Source organism: Actinomadura sp. 21ATH (assembly GCF_041951345.1).
Lineage (GTDB): Bacteria > Actinomycetota > Actinomycetes > Streptosporangiales > Streptosporangiaceae > Spirillospora.
In genome coordinates this window covers 1-21435 of sequence record NZ_JBGNUR010000010.1, presented here as the reverse complement: position 1 = coordinate 21435, position 21435 = coordinate 1, and the positions used below count along the sequence as shown (strand labels likewise).

Genomic DNA, 21435 nt, shown 5'->3' with positions numbered 1-21435 from the left:
GACCACAGGACACGGCCAGAGGAGGCCCCGTGGAGCCCTACCGGATCAAAGTCGTCGAACCCATCCCGCGGACGACCCGGGAGCAGCGCGAACGCGCGCTGGCCCGCGTCCACCACAACCTGTTCGGCCTGCGCGCCGGCGAGGTGACGATCGACCTGCTCACCGACTCGGGCACCGGCGCCCTGTCGGCGGCCCAGCTCGCCGCCGCGATGACCGGCGACGAGTCCTACGCCGGCTCGCGGTCGTTCGAGCGCTTCCACGCGGCGGTGCGGGACCTGACGTCGTACCCGCACATCCTCCCCGTCCACCAGGGGCGGGCGGCGGAGCGGATCCTGTTCTCGGCGCTGCTGCGGCCGGGGCAGGTCACGCTGAGCAACACCCATTTCGACACGACCCGCGCCAACGTGGAGCTGGCCGGCTGCCGGGCCCGGGACCTGCCGTGCCCGCGGTCGCGGGACCTGTACGGGGACGACCCGTTCAAGGGCGGCATCGACCTGGACGGGCTCGAAGCGGCCCTGCGCGGGCCGGACGCGTCCCGCACCGCGCTGGTGATCATGACGCTGACCAACAACGGCGGCGGCGGGCAGCCGGTGTCCATGGCCAACCTCGCGGGCGCCGCCGACCTGTGCCGGCGGCACAGCGTCCCGCTGTTCCTGGACGCCGCCCGGTTCGCCGAGAACGCCTGGCTGGTGACGCGGCACGAGCCCGCCTACCGGGGCCGCACGCCGCGCCAGGTCGCCGAGGAGGCGTTCGCCCTGGCCGACGGCTGCCTCATGAGCGCCAAGAAGGACGGCATCGCCCACATCGGCGGCTTCCTCGCGCTGCGCGATCCCGCCCTCGCCGAGCGCTGCGAGCTCCTCCTCACCGCGACCGAGGGCTTCCCCACCTACGGCGGGCTCGCCGGCCGCGATCTCGACATGATCGCCCAGGGGCTTGAGGAGGTCACCGACCCCGCCTACCTGCGGTCCCGCGCCGACGCCGCCGCCCACCTGGCCGGCCTGGCCCGCGCCGCCGGCATCGCCCTGCTGGAGCCGCCCGGCCTGCACGCCCTCTACCTCGACGCCGGCCGGCTCCTGCCGCACATCCCGCCGCACCGCTTCCCCGGGCACGCACTCGCCTGCGCGCTGTACCTCGAAGGGGGCATCCGGTCGGTCGAGCTCGGCTCCCTCTACCTGGGCAAGGAGGACGAGAACGGCGAGCCCGTCGAGTCCGCCCCGTACGAACTGCTGCGGCTCGCCCTTCCCCGCCGCGTCTACACCGCCGGCCACCTCGACCACGTCGGGGCGGTCCTGGCGGAGACGGCGCGGAACGCCGGCCGCGTCCCGGGCTACCGCATCGTGGAGGCGCCGCCGATGCTGCGCCACTTCCGTGCCCGGCTCGAACCCGTACCCGGTCCCGGGCCGGACGCCGGACCGGCCGCGGCGGGTCACAGGCGCCAGGCGATCTCCCGGTCCGGCGCGTAACGGCACGCCGCGCCGGTCGACACGGACTCGCGGAGATGCGCTCCGAGCTCCGGATGCCGGTCCTCGATCCGCCGCAGCGCGTTGCGGACGCGCGCCGTCACGGTCTTGCGGGCGCGCTCGCCCGCGTCGCCGAGCCGGCGCGCGCGGCCCGCGAGCCCGGCGGCGCGGCGCAGCTCGCCGATCAGCGCCTGCCGCTCCCGGTCGTACTCCGCCGCCTCGGCGTCCCGCCCGAGCTCCACCGCGCGGTCGACGGCCTCGTCGAGCAGGTCCAGGCGGCGCCGGTAGCGCGCCTTCGCCTCATCGTCCAGGACGGCGTCGGCGCCCATGGACGCGGCCGTCTCGACCGCCGCGTCCACCGGGTTCAGCAGCCGTACCGCCGCCACGTCGCGGCCCGGGGCTCCCAGCAGGCAGTGCAGGTCGCGCATGCCCTTGGCGTCGGGCAGGTGAACGGTACGCCCGCCGTAACTCAGCCGCCAGACGGCGCCGTCCCAGGTGAACTCGTCCGGAACGCCCGCGGCGCCGTGCCCGGGCGGCTCGCGGGCGGAGCGTCCGGCGCGCTCGGCCAGATGCGCCATGCCCAGCCGGGACGCCTCGTCCGCCGCCTCCGCCAGCAGCGCCGCAGCGGTGGCGGCGTCCTCGCCGGTGCCGCGGGCGGCCAGGGCCGCCGCGAGTTCGAGACCGGCGCGCACCGCCCAGGGGCGGGCGTGCAGCCGCTCCGCGGACCGCCGCGCGCGGGACAGCTCGTCCACCGCCGCGTCCCAGCGCCGCAGCGCCGCCTCCAGGACGCCGGTCCACAGCGCCACCGGGCCGCTGATGCTCCAGCCGTAGAACGAGACGAGCCACTGCCCCCGGTACGGTGCCAGCGCCTCCAGCGCCCGCTCGCACCGGGCCGCGTCCCCCGACAGCGCGGCGGCCTGCGCCTCGTACCGCAGCCACAGCGGGACGACGCCGCGCTGCAGGACGGTGCCGCCGTCCCGCGCCGGCCGCGGTACGGGATGCGGCGGCCGTTCGCCGCGTTCCAGCGCCGTCACGGCCTCCAGCAGCTCCAGGTGCGGATGGCCGTGCGCCCCCATCGCCCGCACGACCTCGTCCAGGCCGTCGAACCGGCCCTGGAGCAGGGACAGCGCCCAGCGCTGGTGGAGGGCGAAGAGCAGGAAGTACCGGCCGTGCCGGTCGCTCAGCGCGAGGGTCTCGGCGAGCAGCCGCTCGGCCTCGTCGAACCGGCCCAGCAGCGCGCACACCACCCCGCGGTCCATGATCGAGGCGAAGCCCACGCGGGGCGAGCGGTCCGCGCCCGCGGCCCGTGCCACGGCCTCGAACCGCTCCAGGAACTCCGGGTCGCCGTTCTCCAGCAGCGCCGTCCACCGCATGCCCATCGCGTCGAGCTCCATCGCGCGGTCGCCCCGGCGCCGCGCCGCCTCGGCCAGCTCGGCCGCCGCGGCGGTCCGGCCGGCCACCGTACGCGGCCCCCAGCCGGCGATCATGCCCGCCCACAGCCCGAGGCACAGCGCCTCGTCGTCACCGGCGGCGCGGGCGGCGGAGGCGACGCGGCGGGCGACGGCGACCGCGAGGTCCGCCTCGCAGTCCGGCACGTCCCCCTCCTCTCCGGCCGCGTACGCCTCGCGCAGGACGCGGGACTTCAGGCCGGTCCGGTCGCCCTTGGAGTTCGCGGTCAGGACGGCCAGGGCCACCCGCCCCAGCGCGTCCGCGTCGCCGGCGTCGCGGGCGGCCGCGGCGGCGCTCCCGAAGGCCAGCCAGGACCGGTCGTGCTCGCCCACGAGCTGCAGCTCCGCGCCCAGGAACAGGAGGAGCCGGACGCGCTCGCGGACGGCGCCGCCGCCGAGCCGCTCCAGGGCGTGCTCGTAGTGGCGCACCGCCTCCGCGCAGGCCATCCTCGCCGACGCGTGCTCCGCCGCGTCCACCAGCAGCCCCACCGCCACGGCCGCGTCCAGCTCGCCGCCGGCGAGGCGGGCGTGCCGGGCCAGCGCGGCCGGCCGTTCCGGATCCGGGACCCCGGCCGTCCCCAGCAGCGCGCGGACGGCCGCCGCGTGCAGGCGACGCGCCCGCGGCGCCTCCAGCGAGTCGTAGAGCGCCTCCCGTACGAGGTCGTGCCTGAACACGAACTCCCGGCCGCCCTCCCGCCCCACCAGATCGGCGTCCACCGCCTCCTCCAGCAGCGCGGCGGCGCGGGTCTCGCTCTCGCCCGCCGTCCCCGCCAGCGCGGCGAGCCCGAACCGCCGCCCCAGCACCGCCGCCGCCGCGAGCAGGCCGGCGGCCGGCTCGCTCAGCAGCGCGATCCGCCGGCGCAGCGCGGCCCGCACCCCGGGAGAGATCCGGGTGACCGGCTGCCCCGCCGACCACAGCCGCGCCGTCTCCTCCACGAAGAACGGGTTGCCGCCCGTACGGCGGTGCACCTCCTGCGCCAGCCGTTCCGGGGGCCGCCGCCCCGCCGCGCGGGCCATCAGCTCCGCCACGCCCTCCGGCGCCAGCCCGCCGAGCCGGACGGTGGCCGCCCGCATGGCCAGCGGCCGCAGCGCGCCGCCCAGGGGATGGCTGGGCCGCTGGACCTCCACGTCCCGGTACGTCGCCACCAGCAGCAGCCGCTCGAACCAGGCGTGCTGCGCCGCGAACTCCAGCAGGCCGAGCGACGCCGCGTCCGCCCAGTGCAGGTCCTCCAGGACCACCAGCGCCGGCCGGTCCCGCGACGCCGCGACCAGCACGCCGGTGACCGCGTCGAACACCCGGAAGCCGCCGGCCGCCGCGCGCTCGGGCCCCTCGCCGAACAGCACCGGCAGCACCTCGCCGGCCTCCGCCGCGGCGCGCGCCCACTCGTCCCCGGTGCTCAGCCGCCGCAGCGCGCGCAGCGCCTGGGTCCACGGCCACAGCCCCGGGGCCACGTCCGAGTCCCAGCAGGCGCCGCGCAGGACGCGCATCCCCCGCCGCGCCGCCTCCGCCGCCGCGCCGCACACCAGCGACGTCTTGCCGATCCCGGCCTCGCCGGTGACGAGCACCAGGCCGCCATGGCTCGTGACCGCCCGCTCGATCCGCGACCGCAGCATGCCCAGGGGCGCGTTCCGTCCGATCAGCGCCGGCTCCACGCGGCTCTCCTCCACCCGCCGACACGGTCACGCGGAGTTTACTCGCGACCACTGACAGCGATACGCCGTTCGCCGGAGAAGCCACAGGGATGGCCGCCGGCGCCCGGCCCAGCAAGGAGAGGACGCGCCTCAGCGTCCCCCGGCGGGGCAATAGAGGTCGGCGGCGGGCAGCGTTCCGGTACGCAGGTAGGCGTTGACCGCGCCGTCCGCGCAGGGAACGGCCGTCAGGCCGTCGGCGCCGCGCCCGTACACGCCGTGGGAGCGGACGTCGGCGGTGACCATGCGCGATCCCTTGAGCCGGCGGTGCATGGCCACGGCCCCGGCGTAGGGGACGTTGTTGTCGCGGGTGGCCTGCAGGAGCAGCAGCGGGACGCGGTTGCCGAGCTCGATCCCGGGCTCGCGGGGCCCGGACCTCCAGAACGCGCAGGGGAACACGGCACTGGCCGTCGCCGCGAAGACCGGCTGCGTGTCGCGGGCGCGCTGGGCGTCGCGCCAGTGCTGTTCGGGGTCGGCCGGCCAGCCCCCGGCGGGCCAGCCGCCGTCGCCGCAGAAGAACGCGTTGCCGCTGTTGAACTGGTTGTCCAGCTCCGGGCTCGGCCGGCTGAACAGGTCGAGCCACATGCGCAGCTCGGGGACGGGCTCGACGTCCTCGCCGGCCGCGGCGTCCACCAGGTTCCGGACGGCCTGCGCGAGGGCGGGGTCGCTCTCCTGGTGCGCGACCATCTGGCGCAGGAAGAGACCGAGCGTGGCGGCGTCGATCGTACGGCCCCCGATGGGCAGCGGGCCGCGGTCGACGCGCGCGGCCAGGCGTTCGACCGTCCCGCGGACCTGGCGGGGCGTGGACCCCAGCCCGTACCGGGCCGGGTATTGCGCCGTCCAGGAGGCCCACTCGTCCAGGCCCCGCTCCTGTGCCCGGCCGGCGGCCCGGAAGTTCTCGTACTGCGTCAGCGCCGGATCGGTGACGCTGTCGATCACGATGCGGTCGGCGCGGCGGGGGAACATCTGGGTGTAGGCGGCGCCGAGGTCGCCGCCGTAGGACACGCCGTAATAGGACAGCTTGCGCTCGCCCAGGACGGCGCGGATCAGGTCCATGTCGCGGGCGACGTTGCGGCTGGAGGCGTGGGGCAGCAGCGCCGCGTTGCCGGCGTGCTCGAAGCAGCGCCGCGCGGTGTCGGCGGCGTTCCGCACGGACGCCTCGAAGGCCTCCCTGCGCGAGTGCGTCGCGGGCGCCGGCGGGGCGGTGCCGCAGTGGATCGGGGTGCTGCGGCCGACGAACCGCGGGTCGAACCCGATCAGGTCGTACCGGTCCGCCACGTCCTTCAGCGTGGAACGCAGCGCGGCCGCGAACTCCAGCCCGGGGCCGCCGGGCCCGCCGGGGTTGGCCAGCAGGATCCCGCGGCGGCGGGCCCTGTCCTTCGCCTCGACCCGGGAGATCGCCAGCTCGATCGAACGGCCGCCGGGGTCGGCGTAGTCGAGCGGCACGTCGATCCGCGCGCACCGCGCGCCCGCCTCGCCCAGTTCCGCGGCGTCGGCCGGGCACGGCCCCCAGTCCACGCGCTGCGCGAGGTAGCGCGAGAGGCCGGCCGGGGGAGTCCCCGGCCGCGGTCCCGAGGCGGGCGCGGGCCCGGCCCATCCGACGAGCGCGGCCGCGCCGAGCGCGGTCACCACCATCACGGCACGAGAGAAGAGCATCCCCCTACCCCATCGATTCCCACGCCCGCTTCCAGTGAGGCCACCCACCCACCTGAGGTAGTGCCAGCCCCCGCTCAGGAGGCGGCCAGGTCCAGAAGCCGCCGCTCATGACGGCGCCGCGCGCGGTCGGGCGCGTCGTTTGGGTGATGCTTTATGGGGCTTCGACGGTGAACGTGTCGAACGCGGCCGCCGCCTCCGGGACGTCGCGGGCATGGGTGATCACGCCCACGGCGCCCGGTCCCAGCGGGGCGGACGTGTCGGTGGCGGTCGCGGCGTGCCGCCCGTTGACGGTCAGGGTCAGGCGGACGCCGCCGCCCGGCGCGTTCCGGCAGCGGGCCTCGATGTGGTTGGTGGAGGCCGGCGTGAAGGCGCGGCGGAACGGCACCAGGTCGGTCCCCTGGCCGGCCGGCGCCCGCTTGACGATCGCGGCCTCGCCCGTGCCGGTCACGTGGAACTCGTACTTCGCGGTCGGCCGCCTGGGCGGGTTGCCGCGGCACCACACGCCGTACGCGCCCGTCCCGCTCGCCCTGGCGGACACGAGGACGTCATCGTGGCGGGACGTGTCGACGTTGGCGGAGGCGGGCAGGTTGCCCTGGCTCGCCACGGTCAGCCGGTAGCGCCCGTCGGCCAGTTCGGCCGACGCGGTGACGGGGCTGGCGTACCGCCCCTCCGGCCACCAGTACCGCCCGGAGAAGTCGTCATGGCGGACGAGCCCCCGCTCCGCCGCCGCTTCCGGCCACAGGAGGAACGCGGCCGCCACCGCACCGGCCGCCGCGACCGCGACCGCGCCGAGTGCGAGCACGCTCCGCCGCGGCCACCGGCGGCGGCCGGCCGTCTCCTCCTGCTGTGCCACGGTGAGCCCCGGCCCGGCCGCGCCAGTGTGGACGGGCGCGCCTCCGGAGGCCGGCGGCCGCGTCCTCTCCGTCGCGGTACCCGGCCGCCCCGGCGGCCCGAACGCGGCGCCCACCGGCACCGGTTGCGGCGCGTGCGGCGCCTCGCTCCCGCCCTCCCCGTCCGGTGGCCGGGGCAGGTCGGCGAGGTTCATCGCCTGGGTGATCTGCAGGCCCGAGCCCGTCATCTCGTCCAGGAGCTCGGCGATCGTCGGGCGCGCCGCCGGGTCCGGTGCCAGCGCCGACCTGACCAGCGGCGCGAGCCGCACGTCGAGGCCGTCCAGGTCGGGCGGCCGGTTGGTGCTGCGGTAGTGGACGACCTCCAGCGCGCCGCTCCCGTACGGCCAGCGCCCCGTTCCGGCGTACGCGACGACGCAGCCCCAGGAGAAGACGTCCGAGGCCACCGTCGCCCGGTGCCCCTCGAACCGCTCCGGCGCGATGACCGGCGGCGTGCCGAACACGAACGGTCCCGTCCGGCCCTCGGTGTTCTCGATCTGCGCGATGCCGAAGTCGATGACCTTGGGCCCGTACGGCGACAGGATGATGTTGCTGGGCTTGAGGTCGCGGTGGACGATGCCGGCCCGGTGGATCGCGCCCAGCGCCACGGCCGTGCCGACCGCGACCGACTCCAGCCGCCCGCCGTCCAGGACGCCGTCCCGGACCAGCGCGGCGGACAGCGTCTCGCCCTCGATGTACTCGGTGACCAGGTACGCCGGTTCGCCGAACGAGGCGTCCAGCACCGCCGCGGTGCAGAACCGCGCCACCCGCCGCGCCGCCTCCGCCTCGTCCCGGAACCGTTCCCGGTACTCGGGGTGCGCGCTCCATTGCGCGTGCATGACCTTCAGCGCGACGCGCTCGCCGCCGGGCCCGCGGGCCAGGTGGACGACGCCCATGCCGCCGCTTCCGAGGAGCCGTTCCAGCCGGTACGGCCCGATCCGCTCATCCACCGCTGCTGAGCTGCTGTAGCCCGGACTTGAGCGGGACCTGCTCGCCGCCGATGGTCACCGTTGCCTGGCCGGGCTTGATGGGCGGGGCTGGCTGGTTGACGCCGTTCCGGGTGGCGACGCCGACCTGGTCGCCGTTCGGCAGCAGCACCCAGCCGGCGACGAGCTGCCCGTTGGCCGACTGCGCCCGGTACAGCCCGGCGGTCTTGTCCACCGGCGCCGCCTTGAACGTCCGCAGCCGCCCCTCGATCCAGAACGTGCCCTCGCCCTGGAGGCTGTTGAAGAAGCCGGCCGGCTTCCGGTCCTTGGCCGCGAGGAGCGTCACCATGCCGCCCTCCTTGGCCACCGAGCCCTCGAACCACGCCTCGTCCTGCTCGTCGCAGACGAAGGCGCGCGCCTTGCCGTCGAGGACCGCGACGGCGAGGAAGTTCCCGGTCTCGTTCACCACTCCGGCGTATCCGGCGAAACGCTCGGCCGCCGAGACCTTCGCCGTCTGCCGCGACGGCGGATCGGCCACGCAGCCGGTGATCATCATCCCGGTCGCGACCGCGGCGACCAGCAAAGAGCGGTGCATGACACTCCCCGTGAGAGATAACCCGTTACTACTTAGATGCGGGCACTCACCGGAAAGATGCACTCCTCACCATGGTCAACACGGACCTCGGCGGCCGGACAGGTGGCGGGCGATCCGGCGCAGCTGCTCCGCGTACCGCTCCCTGAACTCCGGCGAGTCCGGGTCGAGCCCGTACACCGCGCGCACCATGTGCGGCATCACGGTCGGCATCGTCACCATGGACATCATCATCAGCATGACGGCCTCGGGCTCCAGGTCGTCCGCCAGCTCGCCGTCGCCCTGGCGGCGTTCCAGGTCGGAGAGGTCCTCGCGCGGCACGTCCGCGATCTCGGCGGGGTCCTCGGTGAGCCCGCGCCAGACGTTCAGCCGCCCGCCGCGCGGATCGGCCTGCGCGTCCTCCAGGTAGCGCACCCAGACGCACTCCAGCGGGACGTCCGGATCGTTGATCTCCTCCTCGCGCTCCAGCCAGCGCCGGCCGATCTCCCGGTACAGCCCGGCCTTGCCGCCGAAGTAGTAGCTGATGAGCTGCTTGTTCACCCCGGCCCGGTCGGCGATGTCCTGGACGCGCGCGCCCGCGTACCCCTTGGCCGCGAACTCCTCCAGCGCCGCGTCCAGCAGCAGCCGCCGGGACCGCTCGGCGTCCGTCTTGCGCTCGTCACCCCGCGGCGACCGCCGCGTCGTCCTCTCCACGCCCCTCATCGTAGCCACGCATTCATCCATCCGGTTGTTTGACAATTTCATCCAGTTGGATGAAACTGGCGCTCCCGACCGCCGAAAGGAAAAGTCATGATCTTGGTGACCGGAGCCACCGGAACCGTCGGCCGCCCCCTCGTCGAACGGCTCGCCGCCGCGGGCCACAAGGTCCGCGCGCTGAGCCGCACCCCCGCCACCGCCCGCCTCCCGGCCGGCGTGGAGGTCGCCCCCACCGCCGACCTCCCCCTGGACGGCGTCACATCGATCTTCATCAACCCGGCCGCGTTCTGGACCGGCCTGGGCGACCTGCTCCCCCGCGCCGCCGGCCACGGCGTCCGCCGCGCCGTCCTGCTGTCCTCGCTGGCGGCCGCCGACGACGACCCCGCCAACACCATCGGCCTGCACCACCTGGAGGTCGAGCGCGAGATCGAGGCGTCCGGCCTGGAGTGGACGTTCGTCCGCCCCGGCGCGTTCGCCTCCAACACCCTGAACTGGGCCGCGCAGATCCGCGAGACGGGCACCGTCCGGGGCCCGTACGCCCGCTCCCACACCAGCCCGATCCACGAGGACGACATCGCCGCCGTCGCCTTCGAGGCCCTGACCACCGACGCCTTGCTGGGCGCCAAGCCCCTCCTGACCGGCCCCGAGTCCCTGACCCAGTCCGACCAGGCCCGCCTCATCGGCGAGGCGATCGGCCGCCCCGTCCCCTACGAGGAGATCACCCCGGAAGAGGCCCGCGAAGCCATGACCGCCGGCCACATCCCCCCGGCGGTCGCCGACTCCCTGCTCCGCATGCAGGCCGGCTCCGTCGACCGCCCCGCCGAGGTGAGCCCCGAGGTGGAACGCATCACCGGCCGCCCCGCCCGCACCTACGCCCGGTGGGCCGAGGACCACGCCCCCGACTTCCGGTGAGGTCCTGAACGATCGGGACGGCTCCGGGAGCGCCCCCGGAGCCCGCTCGTCAGGTGGCCGCGGGGATCGCGAAGGCGCCGTCCAGATTGCGCCAGTAGAGGACGCCGTTCGCCGTCGCCAGGTTGGTGGCCAGCAGCGACCGGTGCTTCCGCAGCAGCTTCCCCGTCCCGAGGTCGAAGGTGTGCACGGCGCTGCCGCCCGCGAAGTGCACGGCGCCGGCCGCCAGGACGGGCCGCTCGTAGATCTGCCGCAGGCCCCGGTCGTACGACCACCGCAGCCGCCCGGACGCGAGGTCGACCGCGTACAGCACGTCGGCGATGTGGAAGAACGCCAGCCCGCCACCCGGCACGATCATCGGAACCTCCCGGTTCCGGCCGGCGCCGGCGGGCAGCGCGAACGTCCACAGCGGCCTGCCGGTCGCCGACTCGTACGCCTTCACCGCGCCGCCCGACGGGACGAACGTCCTGCCTCCGGCGACGGTGACGGCCGGCGAGCCGGTGTGCCCGGCGGCCTCGACCCGGGCCTGCCACCGGGTGCGCCCGGTGGCGGCGTCCAGGGAATGCAGGGTGTCCCCGGCCAGGACGTGGAAACCGCCGTCGCCCGCCACGTGCGGCCACAGGTCCTGGGGGCGTTCGGCGAGGGTCCGCCGCCAGCGCGGCTGCCCGGTCGCGGTGTCGAGCCCGTAGCCGGTCCCGTCCTCGGCGAACACGAACACCGTGCCGCCGAGCACCACCGGGTTCCCGAGGATCCGCTCGGACGCGTCGAACCGCCAGCGTTCGGTGCCGGTGAGGGCGTCGTAGGCCACCAGCCAGTCGCCCGACTCGATCCGCTCGCCGACCGTGCCCACGATGTGGACGAGCCCGCCGCCGAGCACCGGCCTGGAGTCGCCCGCCCGGTCGTACGACACCGACCACCTCGACTTCCCGGTGGCCAGGTCGAACGCCGTGCACCTGGAGAGGCCGCCCGTGAGACCGACGCCGCCGTGGCCGGCGACCTCCCACCGCTGGACCCCGGCGCTGGTCGGCAGCGCGGCGGACCAGCGCTTCTCGCCAGTACGGGCGTCCAGCGCCGTGACCATGCCGCCGGAGCCGCCCTTCCCGACGAGCACGAGCCCGCCGGCGACGGCCGGGCCCTTGCCGAACCCGCCGCCGTCCTCCGGAGCGTACGACCAGGTCCCCTCTTCGGCGGCCGTCACCGTCCGGACCGTCAGCAGGGCGGCGGTCCCGCCGAGGGCGAGCAGCGCCGCCCCGGCCGCACCCGCCTTCAGCACGCCCCGCCGCCCGGCGGCCGCGGCGTCCAGCGTGGGCGGAGGCGGCGGCGGCAGCGTGGCGCGCTCGGTGATGCCCGCCGCGACCGGCCCGGGCAGCCAGCCCGTGCCGTGCGGCGCGGCGGGCATCGCGGCCGCCAGCCGCTCCAGCACCTCCTCCGGCGCGGGACGCCGCCGCGCGTCCTTGTCCAGGCAGGCCGCGACGAGCTCGCGCAGTTCCGCGTCCGGGACGGCGTCCAGCGACGGCGGCTCGTGCACGATCCGGTAGGTCAGCTCGTGCGCCTCGCCCCGCCCGAACGGGCCGGCCCCGGTCGCCGCGAACGTCAGGACCGCGCCGAGCGCGAACACGTCGCCCGCCGGGCCCGTCTCCTTCCCCTCGGCCTGCTCCGGCGCCATGTAGCCGGGCGACCCCACCGTCATGCCGGTCCGCGTCACGGCGCTGGCCTCGGCCGCCCGCGCGATACCGAAGTCGATGACCCGCGGCCCCTCCCGGGTGAGCAGCACGTTGGACGGCTTCAGATCCCGGTGCACGACCCCCGCGCGATGGACGGCCAGCAGCGCCTCGGCCAGGCCCGCGCCCAGCACCCGTACCGCGCCGGGCGCCAGCGGCCCGTACCCGCCGACCGCCTCCTGCAGCGAGAGCCCGGGCAGGTACGCGGTGACCAGCCACGGCGCCGCCGCCTCCGGATCGGCGTCGATCACCGGCGCGGTGAACGCCCCGCTCACCGCCCGCGCCGCCGCCACCTCGCGCCGGAACCGCGCCCGGAACCCGGCGTCCCCCGCCAGCGCCGCGTGCACGACCTTGACGGCCACGCTCCGCCCCGCCGGCGACACGCCCAGGAAGACCCGGCCCATGCCGCCCGACCCCAGCCGCGCCACCAGCCGGTACGCCCCGACCCGTGCCGGATCTCCCGGCCGCAACGGTTCCATCGCGCGCCTCCTCAGGCCCCGAGCGCCAGAGCGGTGAGGTGGTAGCGCGAACGCTCGACGGCGTCGACGTTCAGATCACCGCTGCTGAAACAGACCGCGCCGCCGGCCACGACCACGTCCGAACGGGTGTTCTCGGCGGGCTCGTACTTCCACCTGCCGCGTCCCGTTCCCGCGTCGACCGCCCATACCGCCTCCCGCCCGGCGAAACAGACGAGCCCGCCGGCGGCGACCGGCCGCCCCGCCCCGCCGTCCCCCGCGGGGAAGCGCCAGCGGACCCGGCCGGACGCGGCGTCCAGAGCGACCATGTTGGCGCTGCCGTCCGCCACATAGACCGCGCCGCCCGCGACGGCCGGAACCCCGATCCCGGAACCCCCGAGGAACCTCCAGCGCCTCGCCCCGGTACGGGCGTCGAACGCGACCAGCTCGGCCCCTTCCGCACGGCAGCAGACCAGACCGCCCTGCACGGCCACGCCCAGCGCGTCCTTCTCCGCCACCGCCCGCCGCCACCGCGTCCTGCCCGTTGCCCCGTCCAGGGCGTGCAGCTCCTTGCCCGTATGCAGGAACACCAGCCCGTCGGCCGCCGCGGGCCGCGCCCCCTTGAGCCGCCGCGACCAGCGCCGCGCCCCGGTGGCCCGGTCGATGGCGTGCAGGACGTCGTCCCGGCTGCCGACGTACACCGTCCCGCCCATCACCACCGGCAGCCCCTCGGCCGCGTTCGGCACCGGATACCGCCACCGCACCGCGCCGCTGCGCGCGTCCAGGGCACCGAACGCGTCGTCCGCGAGCCCCGTGTAGACGAGACCGTCCGCGACGACCGCGCCCGTCCACGCGGACGCCGTACCCTCGCGTTCCGCCCGCCCCCATCGGCGCTTGCCGGTACGGGCGTCCAGCGCGACGTACGCGCCCGAGGTCCCGTTCGCGAACACGATCCCCGCCCCCGCGCCGGGGTCCTCCTCCAGCAGGTAGGACCTGGTCTCGTAGTCCCAGAGCACCTTCGCCTCGGCCGGCGCGGGCGTGCTCACCGGGGACGCGCTCGCCCCCGGCGTCCGCGCGGCCGCCCGCGGCTCGCCGCGTCCCGCCAGCAGGACACCGCCACCGGCCGCCGCCGCGACCGCCGCCACCGCGCCCCCGCCCGCCAGCAGGACCCGGCGCCGCCCGAACGCACGCCCGGCGTCCTTCGGGCTCCGCTCGACAGCCGCCGCGATCTCGCCGGGCAGCCAGCCCGTCCCGCGCAGCACGGCGGCCTCCGGCGCCCGCGGAACCAGCCGCCGCAGCAGCGCCTCCGGCCCCGGCCGCAGCGCCGGGTCCTTCGCCATGCACTCCGCGACCAGCTCCCGCAGCTCCGCGTCCGCGACCCCGTCCAGCCGAGGCTCGTCATGGACGACCCGGTAGATGAGCGCGTGCACGTTCCCGCGCCCGAACGGTCCTTCCCCCATCGCCGCGAACGCGAGCACCGCCCCGAGCGAGAAGACGTCCCCGGCCGGACCCGTCGGCAGCCCGCGAGCCTGCTCCGGCGCGAGATAGCCGGGCGACCCCATGACGGCGCCCGCCCGGGTCAGCGCGATCCCCTCGGCCGCGTGCGCGATCCCGAAGTCGATCAGCCGCGGCCCGTCCGGCGCCAGCATCACGTTGGACGGCTTCAGATCCCGGTGGACGATCCCCGCCCGATGGATGGAGACGAGGGCCTCGGCCAGGCTCGCCCCCAGCGCGTACACCCCCGGCACGGGCAACGGCCCGTGCTCCGCGACCGCGTCCTGCAACGACAGCCCCGGCAGGAACGCGGTGACCAGCCACGGCGCCGCCGCCTGCGGATCAGCGTCGATCACCGGCGCGGTGAACGCCCCGCTCACCGTCCGCGCCGCCGCGACCTCCCGCGCGAACCGCGCCCGGAACCGCGGATCCGCGGCCATCTCGGCATGCACGACCTTGATCGCGACCGGCATCCCGGTGGCCGACCGGCCGAGGAACACCTGCCCCATCCCGCCCGCCCCGAGCCGCCCCACCACCCGGTACCCACCGATCCGCCGCGGATCCTCCGGCAGCAACCCCTCCATACCGGACCGACCCTCCAAGAACACGGGCACCCCGCCGACCGATCACCCGCAGAACGGCCACGCACGGCACCCCTCCGCGTTCGCAGAGGAACCTTATAGCGCCACCCCAAAGCGCGACGCCGGAATCAACTCAGGCGGTGCACGGGCTTCGCTGAAGCGTCTCCCGGCATGCAGAAGCACCCTCCCCGCGGACGACGGACACCGCAGTGGCCTGCCGCTTGGGGACGCCCTGACCGCTTCGACTGACAGGTCCGATGTCCGGCTGCGAGACTCCCGGCCATGCTCGACGCGGACGTGGCGTGGTACCGGCGGCTTCTCGAAGAGGCACCGGACATGTCGGAGCTGCTGCGCTGGACGGTCGTACAACCGCTGACCGGGCCGGTGACCGTGGCCGATGCGGTACGACGGCTCGGCGCCGACCCGGCCGGCATCGAGACCCGGACGGGTCGGGATGACGACGACCTCCCGGTGGTGCACCTCCACCAAGCGGGACCGGCCGTACTGCTCGTGGAGACGTTCGAGGCCCAGGGCGTCCGTGAGGAGGTCCTGCGGTGGCTGTCGGACGGCGCGGTGGTGCACGGCTCGTGGTGGGCCGACGCCAACGGGCGCAGCCTGCTCTGCTACGCCGCGTTCGGCAGGCTGCTGACCCGACTGGAGTATCTGGACGATCAGCAGCCCGGCGGCGAGCAGCCCACGGCCCTCGACGAGGACCGCGCCGCGCTGCGCGATCTCAGCGGCGATCTGGACCATCCGGCGCAGCTGGCCCTGGTCGAGCGGCGCACGGGCGTCCGGCTGGACACCGCCTGGCTGGGACGGCCGCATCCGACGGTGGTCCTGGACGACCCGATCCCGGACGATCCGCGCCCGCCGGGCATGCTCGCCGCGGCGGACCCCGACCTGGCGGCCGTGTTCCTCATGGCCGACGAGCCGACGCGCCGCACCGTCCTCCACCGGCTACTCGGCCGGCTCGCCGACGAGCAGGACCTCCGCAGCGAGCCACTCATCGGCGCGGTACTCGACGCGTTCGCGGACGGCCGACCGCCCGGAGACACACTGGCGCGCGACTCCCATGCGATGAAACTCCGGCTGGCTCAGGAACTGGATGCCGCGCCCGGCGGTTCACCTGAACGCACACGGCGTTACCACCGAATGCGCGCGGCCGAGGCATTCGCCGCGGCGGTGGGCGACCGAACGGAATCGGTGGACACCTTGTGGTACGCCCAGCAGGCAATGCAGGAGCGGTGGCCCCGCATCCGGACAGAGCTGTGGCGGGCCATGCGGGGACAGGCAACGCTCTAAAGTCACCGCATGCCCCTGGACGCCGACTTCCTCCGCCGCTTCGCCGCAGACTGGTCGACCCCGCTGTCCCCCGCCGACGGCTGTAGCGAAGAAGACCTCTCCGCGGCCGAGGAGCGCCTCGGCGTCCGCCTCCCCGCCTCCGTACGCGACTTCTACAAGCTGCTGGGACGGCGCCCCGATCTCACGAGCAACCAGGACCGCCTGCTCCCTCCGGCCGGACTGCACTTCGACGAGTCCGGCCAGGCCCTCGTCTTCCGCGACGAGAACCAGGGGTGCGCGCAATGGGGCATCCCCGTCCAGGACCTCCACCTGCCGGACCCACCCGTCGTCTTCCAGCTCGACGCCCCGTACATCGCCCCGGAACCCTGGCGCCCCTTCCTCGACCGCTTCTCCCTGACAGCCGCCGAGATCGTTCTAAGCGAGAACCTGTTCAGAGAGAACGCGTACAGCGACAACCAGGAGCCATCCGACGCCACCCTGAACGCCCTGGAACTCCGCTACACCCGCCTGCCGCTGCTCCCGGACTACCCGATGTGGGCGACGCCCGAGGACCCACCGGTCCGCTGGTTCACCGCCCCGGACGTCCTGATCCGCGACGACTCCGACGCCTGGCTCTGGGTACGCGCCCGCACGGAACGCGCCCTGGACGAGACCCGCCGAGCACTCCCCGGCGACTGGCAGCTCGCCCCGACGTGACCCTCAACCACCCCACCCAGGCAAGATCGGCGGCAGGTCCGAGAACGGCGAATCCGGCGGCTTGGGCGCGCTCATCTCGCCATCATCCCCGTCCCATCGCCGGGCGTACTGATCCGGGATATCGCCCCACCCCCAGTAGGGCACGGGCCGGCCGGGCATCACTCCGACCGTCTCCACAGGGTCGATCCGCTCTTCCCCGACCGTGCAGATATGCGTCCAGTCGTCCCCCATGTCGAAGACGTACGCGAACCGTTCGCCCGACTTCAACCGGCTGAGATTCGTCAGATCGCTGTCCAGCGCCCCGTCAGGCGCCTCCCCGTCCCACATCGCCGTGTGGGTGAGGCACGTCCCGCCGTCCAACGTGAACATGTGCAGATGCCCCATGTCCCACCGCGCGAACGCGACATCGATCGCCTCGCCGAGCTGCGCGAACGTGTGCGACCGAGCCGCCGCGAACACCCGCCCCGGCCGAGGCCAGAACGCCTCCCCATGCCCGGACACCAACTCCACCCGGATCGACAGCCAAGAACGCGCCACCGCCGGCTCTCCCTACCTCCAGCAACCAGAACCGCACCCAACGCTAGCCCGTACGGTCACCTCTGACCCACGCATGCCAAACCGCAGGTCGAAGGCCGTGCTCGCTCTCCTTAGACGTCGTCTCAATTGGTGAGTCGGCGGTGGCAGATCAGCGTGGCGGCGATGGCGACGAAGGCCAGGAAGTGTTCGGGTTTGCGTTCGTAGCGGCGGTGCAGGCGGCGGCAGCCGTTCAGCCATGACACCGTGCGCTCGACCACCCAGCGGTGCCGGCCCAGCCGGGCCGGGGACTCGATCCCGCGGCGGGCGATGCGCGGGGTGATACCGCGTCCGCGCAGCCAGTGCCGCAGGTCGGCGTAGTCGTAGCCTTTGTCGGCGTGCAGCTTGGTGGGACGGCGCCTGCGCGGGCCGCGCCGTGAGCGGATCGGTGCGATGCCGCGCACGAGGGGTTGCAGCGCGAGCTTGTCATGGGTGTTGGCCGCCGAGATTCCGACAGACAGCGGCAGTCCGGCACGATCGACGAGCAGATGGATCTTCGACCCGTTCTTGCCGCGGTCGACAGGATTCGGGCCCGTCAGCTCCCCCCTTTGCTCGCGCGGACGCTGACCGAGTCGATCGCGCACCGCGACCAGTCCAGCTCCCCGCGCCCGCCCAGCTCGTCCAGCACCAGGCGGTGCAGCTTGGCCCACACCCGGGCCTTGCTCCACTCGGTGAAGCGGCGGTGCGCGGTGGGCCCGGACGGGCCGAACACCGGCGGCAGCTGCTGCCAGGTGCAGCCGGTGGTGGCCACGAAGATGATCGCCGCCAGCACCTCACGATCACCGTGCCGACGCCGGCCGCCACCTTGCGGCCGCGTCGGTGCAGGTGGCACCACCCGCTGGAACAACTCCCACAACTCCTCGGGCACCAACCGCTCGACCATCTCCACGACCGCAGGCTACAGCTCATCCGCCAAATGAGATGACGTCTTAAAGATCCGCCCGTAATGGGCGAACGCATCCCCCAGCCCGGTGGGGCGACCGTCGCGCGACAGCATCCGGATCAGGTCGTAGGCGCGGACCTCGCCGGTGGTGAGAGAGCCGGCGACGCGGAGCATGTCGTCCCAGTGCGCGCGAATGCGGTCCAGGCGGACGGTGTGGCGGGATATGTGGTCCAAGGGGCCGTAGGTGGCGCGGGTGTTGGTGCGCCACAGCCGGGTGTCGCCCAAGTCGGCGATGCGCGGGGAGAACTGGTAGCCGCAGATCGCGAACACCCCGAACACGATGTCGGAGTAGGACGCGGCGTCGGTCACCACCGTCTCGGGGCGCGGCCCGCCGTCGACGGTGAGGATGGCGTCCAGGATGAACAGCGAGTCCCGCAGGGTTCCTGGGACCACGACGCCGCCGTAGCGGCCTTCATCGAACGAAATCCACACGTCCCTGCCCCAGGCACCAGCTACTGCGCGGCCGGACGATCCCTTTCTGGCGTATTCCGGCTGCACCCCTGAAGGGTCCCCAGCTGAAGCCGACCGTAAGACCGGGCACCCCGGCTTCCCGAACAACACCGTCCCGACCTGCTCTGGACCGGTGGACGGCGGTAACTCCGCTCAGCCCGGCTCGCTAACGCCATTGGCCGATCAGTTGCCGCTCAAGGGCCGAGCACCCGCCGCCCCTGGCTGGAGGGGTTTTGGGTCTTTTGGGCCGCACTCACGGGCGCGCGAGGCGGGTGTCGGGGTCTTGTGGGTGCTGTGTCAGGCGCGGGGACGTCAGCGTTCGAGGGCGGCGAGGAACGTCAGGATCCTCGACCAGGCCTGCGCGCGGGCCGCGGCGTCCGCGGGCCTGCTGCCGCCCATGGCGAGCGCGTCGCCGGTGACGGGGTGCGGGATGCCGGTGCCCTGGGGCAGGTACGGGACGTTGCAGATGCCGTGCCCGGCGCCGGGGTAGACCGCCGCCTGGTGCGGGAACCGGTCGCGCGTCCCGGCGAGGCCGTCCATGATCTGCCGGGCGGAAGATGCCGAGCGCCACACCCGGTCGTCGGTGCCCGCGATCGCCAGTACCGGACCGCTGATGCCGTCGAGCGGTATGGTGCCGCCGGGTACGGGCCGACCGCCGCGCGTCCAAGCGTCCCCGCCGCGGGGGAACCCTGGAAGCACGTCGGCCGAGGGGGCGCAGGCGATGACGCCGCGGACGAGGCCTGGGTAGTGCCGGCCCATCAGCAGCGCGGCCTCGCTTCCCCGCGAGTGGCCGCGCACCACCACGCGGCCGAAGTCGCCGACCAGAAGCCGGGCGGCGCGCGCGAAGTACTCCAGGGGGATGTCCTTCAGAGCCGCCGGCAGGCCCGGTGCCCTGAAGTAGGCCAGCACGAGCGCCGGGTGGCCGTTCGAGGCCAGCAGCGCGCCCTCGTATGGGCCGGTGTCGCCGCCTTCGGACCCGCCGATGACGATCACCGCCGGCCGGTGACGCCGCCCGTCCGGCGGCAGGAACAGCTCTCCGGAGACGCCGTCCTCGCCCGGCGTGAACGTCCGCCGCGTGACGCCGGGCGCCGCCAGCCGCCGGGTCAGCGTCCGCTGGGCGAGGCGGCGGCCGTCCGCCGTCACCGTCACCGTCACGTCGTAGGACGGCTCCGCCCCGGAGAACCCGGGATCGAACCAGGCTTCCTCGGCCTTACCGGCGGGCGGGCGCATCGACCAGAACAGGCCCATCCCGTCGACCCCGGAGTAGGTGCCCGAGAGCGGCCGGGCGCGGGCGAGATCGATCCGGCCGCGGCCATCGGCGCGGAACGTCGCGTGGCCGCGCCACCGCGCCCCTCGCGCGTCGGCCGCGGTGGCCGTCACGGTGACCTCGTCCTCGGGCGCCAGGCCGGAGACCGTCAGCCGGACGGGGCGGTCCGCGACCGCGGCCGGCGCGTCCGCGCCAATGACGGCGCGGGTGCTCTCGGGCCCGCCGCAGCCGGCGGCGGCGAGGAGCAGGGCCCCGGCGGCGACGCTCGCTGCGCGCATTCGGCCTCCCGTGCGGAGGCCTCATCGTCGATCTTGCGGACGCCCGGTGTCAACGGCCGCCCAGGGCGAGGGTCAAAACGTGGGAGCTTGCCGGCGGGGCGGCCCCGCGTGGACTTGCGCCGATGGTGGGGTAGGCCCAGGGCGGGCCCCAGTGCGTCCGCTGTGCCGGGAAGAGGCCGTCGACCAGCCAGGTGTGTTCTGGTCCCGCGGTGTGCTCGTCGGGTTGCGTCATCGGGCTGTGCTCCCTGTGGTCTGCAGACGGTCCGCCCGGGGCCGCGTTCGGGAGGTACCGCGCGGCCCTGGGCAGGCCGGAGGGTCAGAGCTTGCGGAGCAGGCCGTGCAGCGCGGCCCTGCGGGAGTTGGCCGCGGCCTACGGGCGGGGCCTCACCGACTCCACCCTCAAGACGAGGACCGCAGCTGGGTTCGGCACGACGCACCTGGCCTGCTCCTGGTCGCGATCGACCTCGCCCAGCACTGCACCACCCAGGCCAAAGGGAAATGCTGTGTACAGCAACGGTCGCTTACGGTGGCTCACTGAGCGCACGGCGGTACACATCGCGAGCTGGGCGGGGAGGCGTGACGGCCCAGGGGTGCCGGTGGTTCGCATCGAGAGAGTCGCCTTTATTATCGCGGGATTTGTGGTGCTGCGCTCGGGGCTGAGCAAGTCACCGAAGAACGCGGCGACCATGACGCTGGCGGCGGGCTTGTCGGCGAGCAGCTCATGGCCGCCGAACCGGTATACCTCGTACCCGGCGAGCCTCAGGCTGCGGTCTTCAGCGACCATCTCCGAGTACTTGGGCGACGAGGCGATGTAGCGGCGCCCCCGCGGATGGTCGGTGTCGAGCACGCCGTAGTGGTGCTGGCCGTCGACTTCGACGACGACACGGATGCCATTGGGCATCAGCATTAGAAAGTCCATGCGTTCGCGTTCGAGGACATCATCCTGCCCGGTGCGGTGACGCTTGATGTACCCCGGGTTCCGTGGTGTCGCGTTACCGGAATCTCATGCCAGTTGCTGGGCCGAATGCATCCTCTCGTACTCCCCCGGGGAGAGCATTCCCAGCGCGCTGTGGCGGCGTCGGCGGTTGTGGAAGATCTCCAGGTACTCGAAGATCGCATTCGCCAGTTCGATGCGGGTGCGCCAGCGTTGCCGGTTGAGCAGCTCGACCTGCATCCGTCCCCAGAACGACTCGATGACGGCGTTGTCGTAGCAGTCGCCGATCGAGCCCATCGAGGCGACCAGGCCGGAGTCCTTGGCGCGCTGGGTGAACACCCACGAGGTGTATTGCACGCCGTGATCGGAATGTATCAGCGTGCCAGGCGGCGGCTGCCGGTTCTGTATGGCCATCCCGAGAGCGTTGGTGACCAGGGTGGCGGTCTGCGCCGAGTCGATTGACCAGCCCACCACCTTG

At 74.4% G+C, this 21435-nt stretch carries 16 protein-coding genes and 1 pseudogene; 4 read left to right on the top strand and 13 right to left on the bottom strand.

What is annotated here, in order from left to right:
• The first annotated feature begins 29 nt into the window (after nt 1–29).
• Entirely contained in the window at nt 30–1463 is a 1434-nt protein-coding gene (locus ACA361_RS26240) for a tryptophanase (protein ID WP_375016028.1), read from the top strand.
• On the opposite strand, the gene ACA361_RS26235 is transcribed toward ACA361_RS26240, so the two are convergent.
• The 5 genes from ACA361_RS26235 to ACA361_RS26215 form a co-directional block, all read right to left on the bottom strand.
• The gene (locus ACA361_RS26235; protein ID WP_375016026.1) at nt 1427–4561 is read right to left on the bottom strand and encodes an AAA family ATPase; all 3135 of its coding nucleotides are present in this window, start codon (nt 4559–4561) and stop codon (nt 1427–1429) included. The genes ACA361_RS26240 and ACA361_RS26235 overlap by 37 nt on opposite strands.
• Nucleotides 4562–4690: 129 nt before the next feature.
• Nucleotides 4691–6253: an alpha/beta hydrolase gene (locus tag ACA361_RS26230; protein WP_375016024.1), complete on the bottom strand. Its 1563-nt coding sequence runs from the start codon at nt 6251–6253 to the stop codon at nt 4691–4693.
• 151 nt (nt 6254–6404) lie between these two features.
• Entirely contained in the window at nt 6405–8090 is a 1686-nt protein-coding gene (locus ACA361_RS26225; protein ID WP_375016023.1) for a serine/threonine-protein kinase, read from the bottom strand.
• Nucleotides 8083–8661 (bottom strand): hypothetical protein, encoded by a 579-nt coding sequence (locus tag ACA361_RS26220; RefSeq protein WP_375016021.1) that lies wholly within the window; start codon nt 8659–8661, stop codon nt 8083–8085. The genes ACA361_RS26225 and ACA361_RS26220 overlap by 8 nt, the downstream gene beginning before the upstream one ends.
• Nucleotides 8662–8736: 75 nt before the next feature.
• Complete coding sequence (locus ACA361_RS26215; RefSeq protein WP_375016020.1) at nt 8737–9351, bottom strand: TetR family transcriptional regulator; 615 nt, start codon at nt 9349–9351, stop codon at nt 8737–8739.
• Between the two features lie 96 nt (nt 9352–9447).
• Here ACA361_RS26215 and ACA361_RS26210 point away from each other — a divergent pair, with 96 nt between their 5' ends.
• Nucleotides 9448–10266 carry an NmrA family NAD(P)-binding protein gene (locus tag ACA361_RS26210; protein ID WP_375016018.1) on the top strand — a complete coding sequence of 273 codons (819 nt, stop codon included), beginning with the start codon at nt 9448–9450 and terminating at the stop codon, nt 10264–10266.
• Nucleotides 10267–10315: 49 nt separating this feature from the next.
• Here the strand turns inward: ACA361_RS26210 and ACA361_RS26205 are convergent, their stop codons facing one another.
• Together ACA361_RS26205 and ACA361_RS26200 are read right to left on the bottom strand one after the other, a co-directional pair.
• Nucleotides 10316–12463, bottom strand: a complete 2148-nt coding sequence (locus ACA361_RS26205) for a serine/threonine-protein kinase (protein WP_375016016.1) — start codon at nt 12461–12463, stop codon at nt 10316–10318.
• A gap of 11 nt (nt 12464–12474) precedes the next feature.
• Nucleotides 12475–14517, bottom strand: a complete 2043-nt coding sequence (locus ACA361_RS26200; protein ID WP_375016014.1) for a PQQ-binding-like beta-propeller repeat protein — start codon at nt 14515–14517, stop codon at nt 12475–12477.
• Nucleotides 14518–14796: 279 nt separating this feature from the next.
• Here ACA361_RS26200 and ACA361_RS26195 point away from each other — a divergent pair, with 279 nt between their 5' ends.
• Nucleotides 14797–15816, top strand: a complete 1020-nt coding sequence (locus tag ACA361_RS26195; protein ID WP_375016013.1) for a hypothetical protein — start codon at nt 14797–14799, stop codon at nt 15814–15816.
• Between the two features lie 9 nt (nt 15817–15825).
• Nucleotides 15826–16512, top strand: coding sequence for an SMI1/KNR4 family protein (locus ACA361_RS26190; protein WP_375016011.1), 687 nt, complete (start codon nt 15826–15828; stop codon nt 16510–16512).
• Between the two features lie 3 nt (nt 16513–16515).
• Here ACA361_RS26190 and ACA361_RS26185 read toward each other — a convergent pair whose 3' ends face one another.
• From ACA361_RS26185 to ACA361_RS26160, 6 genes and pseudogenes are all read right to left on the bottom strand, one after another.
• The gene (locus ACA361_RS26185) at nt 16516–17049 is read right to left on the bottom strand and encodes a hypothetical protein (protein WP_375016009.1); all 534 of its coding nucleotides are present in this window, start codon (nt 17047–17049) and stop codon (nt 16516–16518) included.
• Between the two features lie 122 nt (nt 17050–17171).
• Nucleotides 17172–17968, bottom strand: a protein-coding gene (locus ACA361_RS26180; protein ID WP_375016462.1) for an IS5 family transposase whose coding sequence is annotated in 2 segments (ribosomal slippage) — nt 17172–17630 and nt 17633–17968 — 795 coding nt in all. Because the reading frame shifts where the segments join, the coding sequence is not laid out codon by codon here.
• Nucleotides 17969–17995: 27 nt separating this feature from the next.
• Nucleotides 17996–18430 (bottom strand): annotated as a pseudogene (locus ACA361_RS26175) (Tn3 family transposase); the annotation flags it as partial.
• A 360-nt stretch (nt 18431–18790) separates the two neighbouring features.
• Entirely contained in the window at nt 18791–20023 is a 1233-nt protein-coding gene (locus tag ACA361_RS26170) for an acyl-CoA thioesterase/bile acid-CoA:amino acid N-acyltransferase family protein (protein ID WP_375016007.1), read from the bottom strand.
• A gap of 370 nt (nt 20024–20393) precedes the next feature.
• On the bottom strand, nt 20394–20930 hold the full coding sequence (locus ACA361_RS26165; protein ID WP_375016005.1) for a hypothetical protein: 537 nt from the start codon (nt 20928–20930) through the stop codon (nt 20394–20396).
• Nucleotides 20931–21026: 96 nt separating this feature from the next.
• On the bottom strand, nt 21027–21435 hold a 409-nt coding region (locus ACA361_RS26160), incomplete at its 5' end, for a transposase (RefSeq protein ID WP_375016003.1).

What these genes read in the sequence shown, in the direction of transcription:
- ACA361_RS26205 (WP_375016016.1), bottom strand. Translation starts at nt 12,463, where the DNA reads ATGGAACCGTTGCGGCCGGGAGATCCGGCACGGGTCGGGGCGTACCGG.
- ACA361_RS26200 (WP_375016014.1), bottom strand. Translation starts at nt 14,517, where the DNA reads ATGGAGGGGTTGCTGCCGGAGGATCCGCGGCGGATCGGTGGGTACCGG.
- ACA361_RS26195 (WP_375016013.1), top strand. Translation starts at nt 14,797, where the DNA reads ATGCTCGACGCGGACGTGGCGTGGTACCGGCGGCTTCTCGAAGAGGCA.
- ACA361_RS26170 (WP_375016007.1), bottom strand. Translation starts at nt 20,023, where the DNA reads ATGCGCGCAGCGAGCGTCGCCGCCGGGGCCCTGCTCCTCGCCGCCGCC.
- ACA361_RS26210 (WP_375016018.1), top strand. Translation starts at nt 9,448, where the DNA reads ATGATCTTGGTGACCGGAGCCACCGGAACCGTCGGCCGCCCCCTCGTC.
- ACA361_RS26165 (WP_375016005.1), bottom strand. Translation starts at nt 20,930, where the DNA reads ATGCTGATGCCCAATGGCATCCGTGTCGTCGTCGAAGTCGACGGCCAG.
- ACA361_RS26190 (WP_375016011.1), top strand. Translation starts at nt 15,826, where the DNA reads ATGCCCCTGGACGCCGACTTCCTCCGCCGCTTCGCCGCAGACTGGTCG.
- ACA361_RS26220 (WP_375016021.1), bottom strand. Translation starts at nt 8,661, where the DNA reads ATGCACCGCTCTTTGCTGGTCGCCGCGGTCGCGACCGGGATGATGATC.
- ACA361_RS26230 (WP_375016024.1), bottom strand. Translation starts at nt 6,253, where the DNA reads ATGCTCTTCTCTCGTGCCGTGATGGTGGTGACCGCGCTCGGCGCGGCC.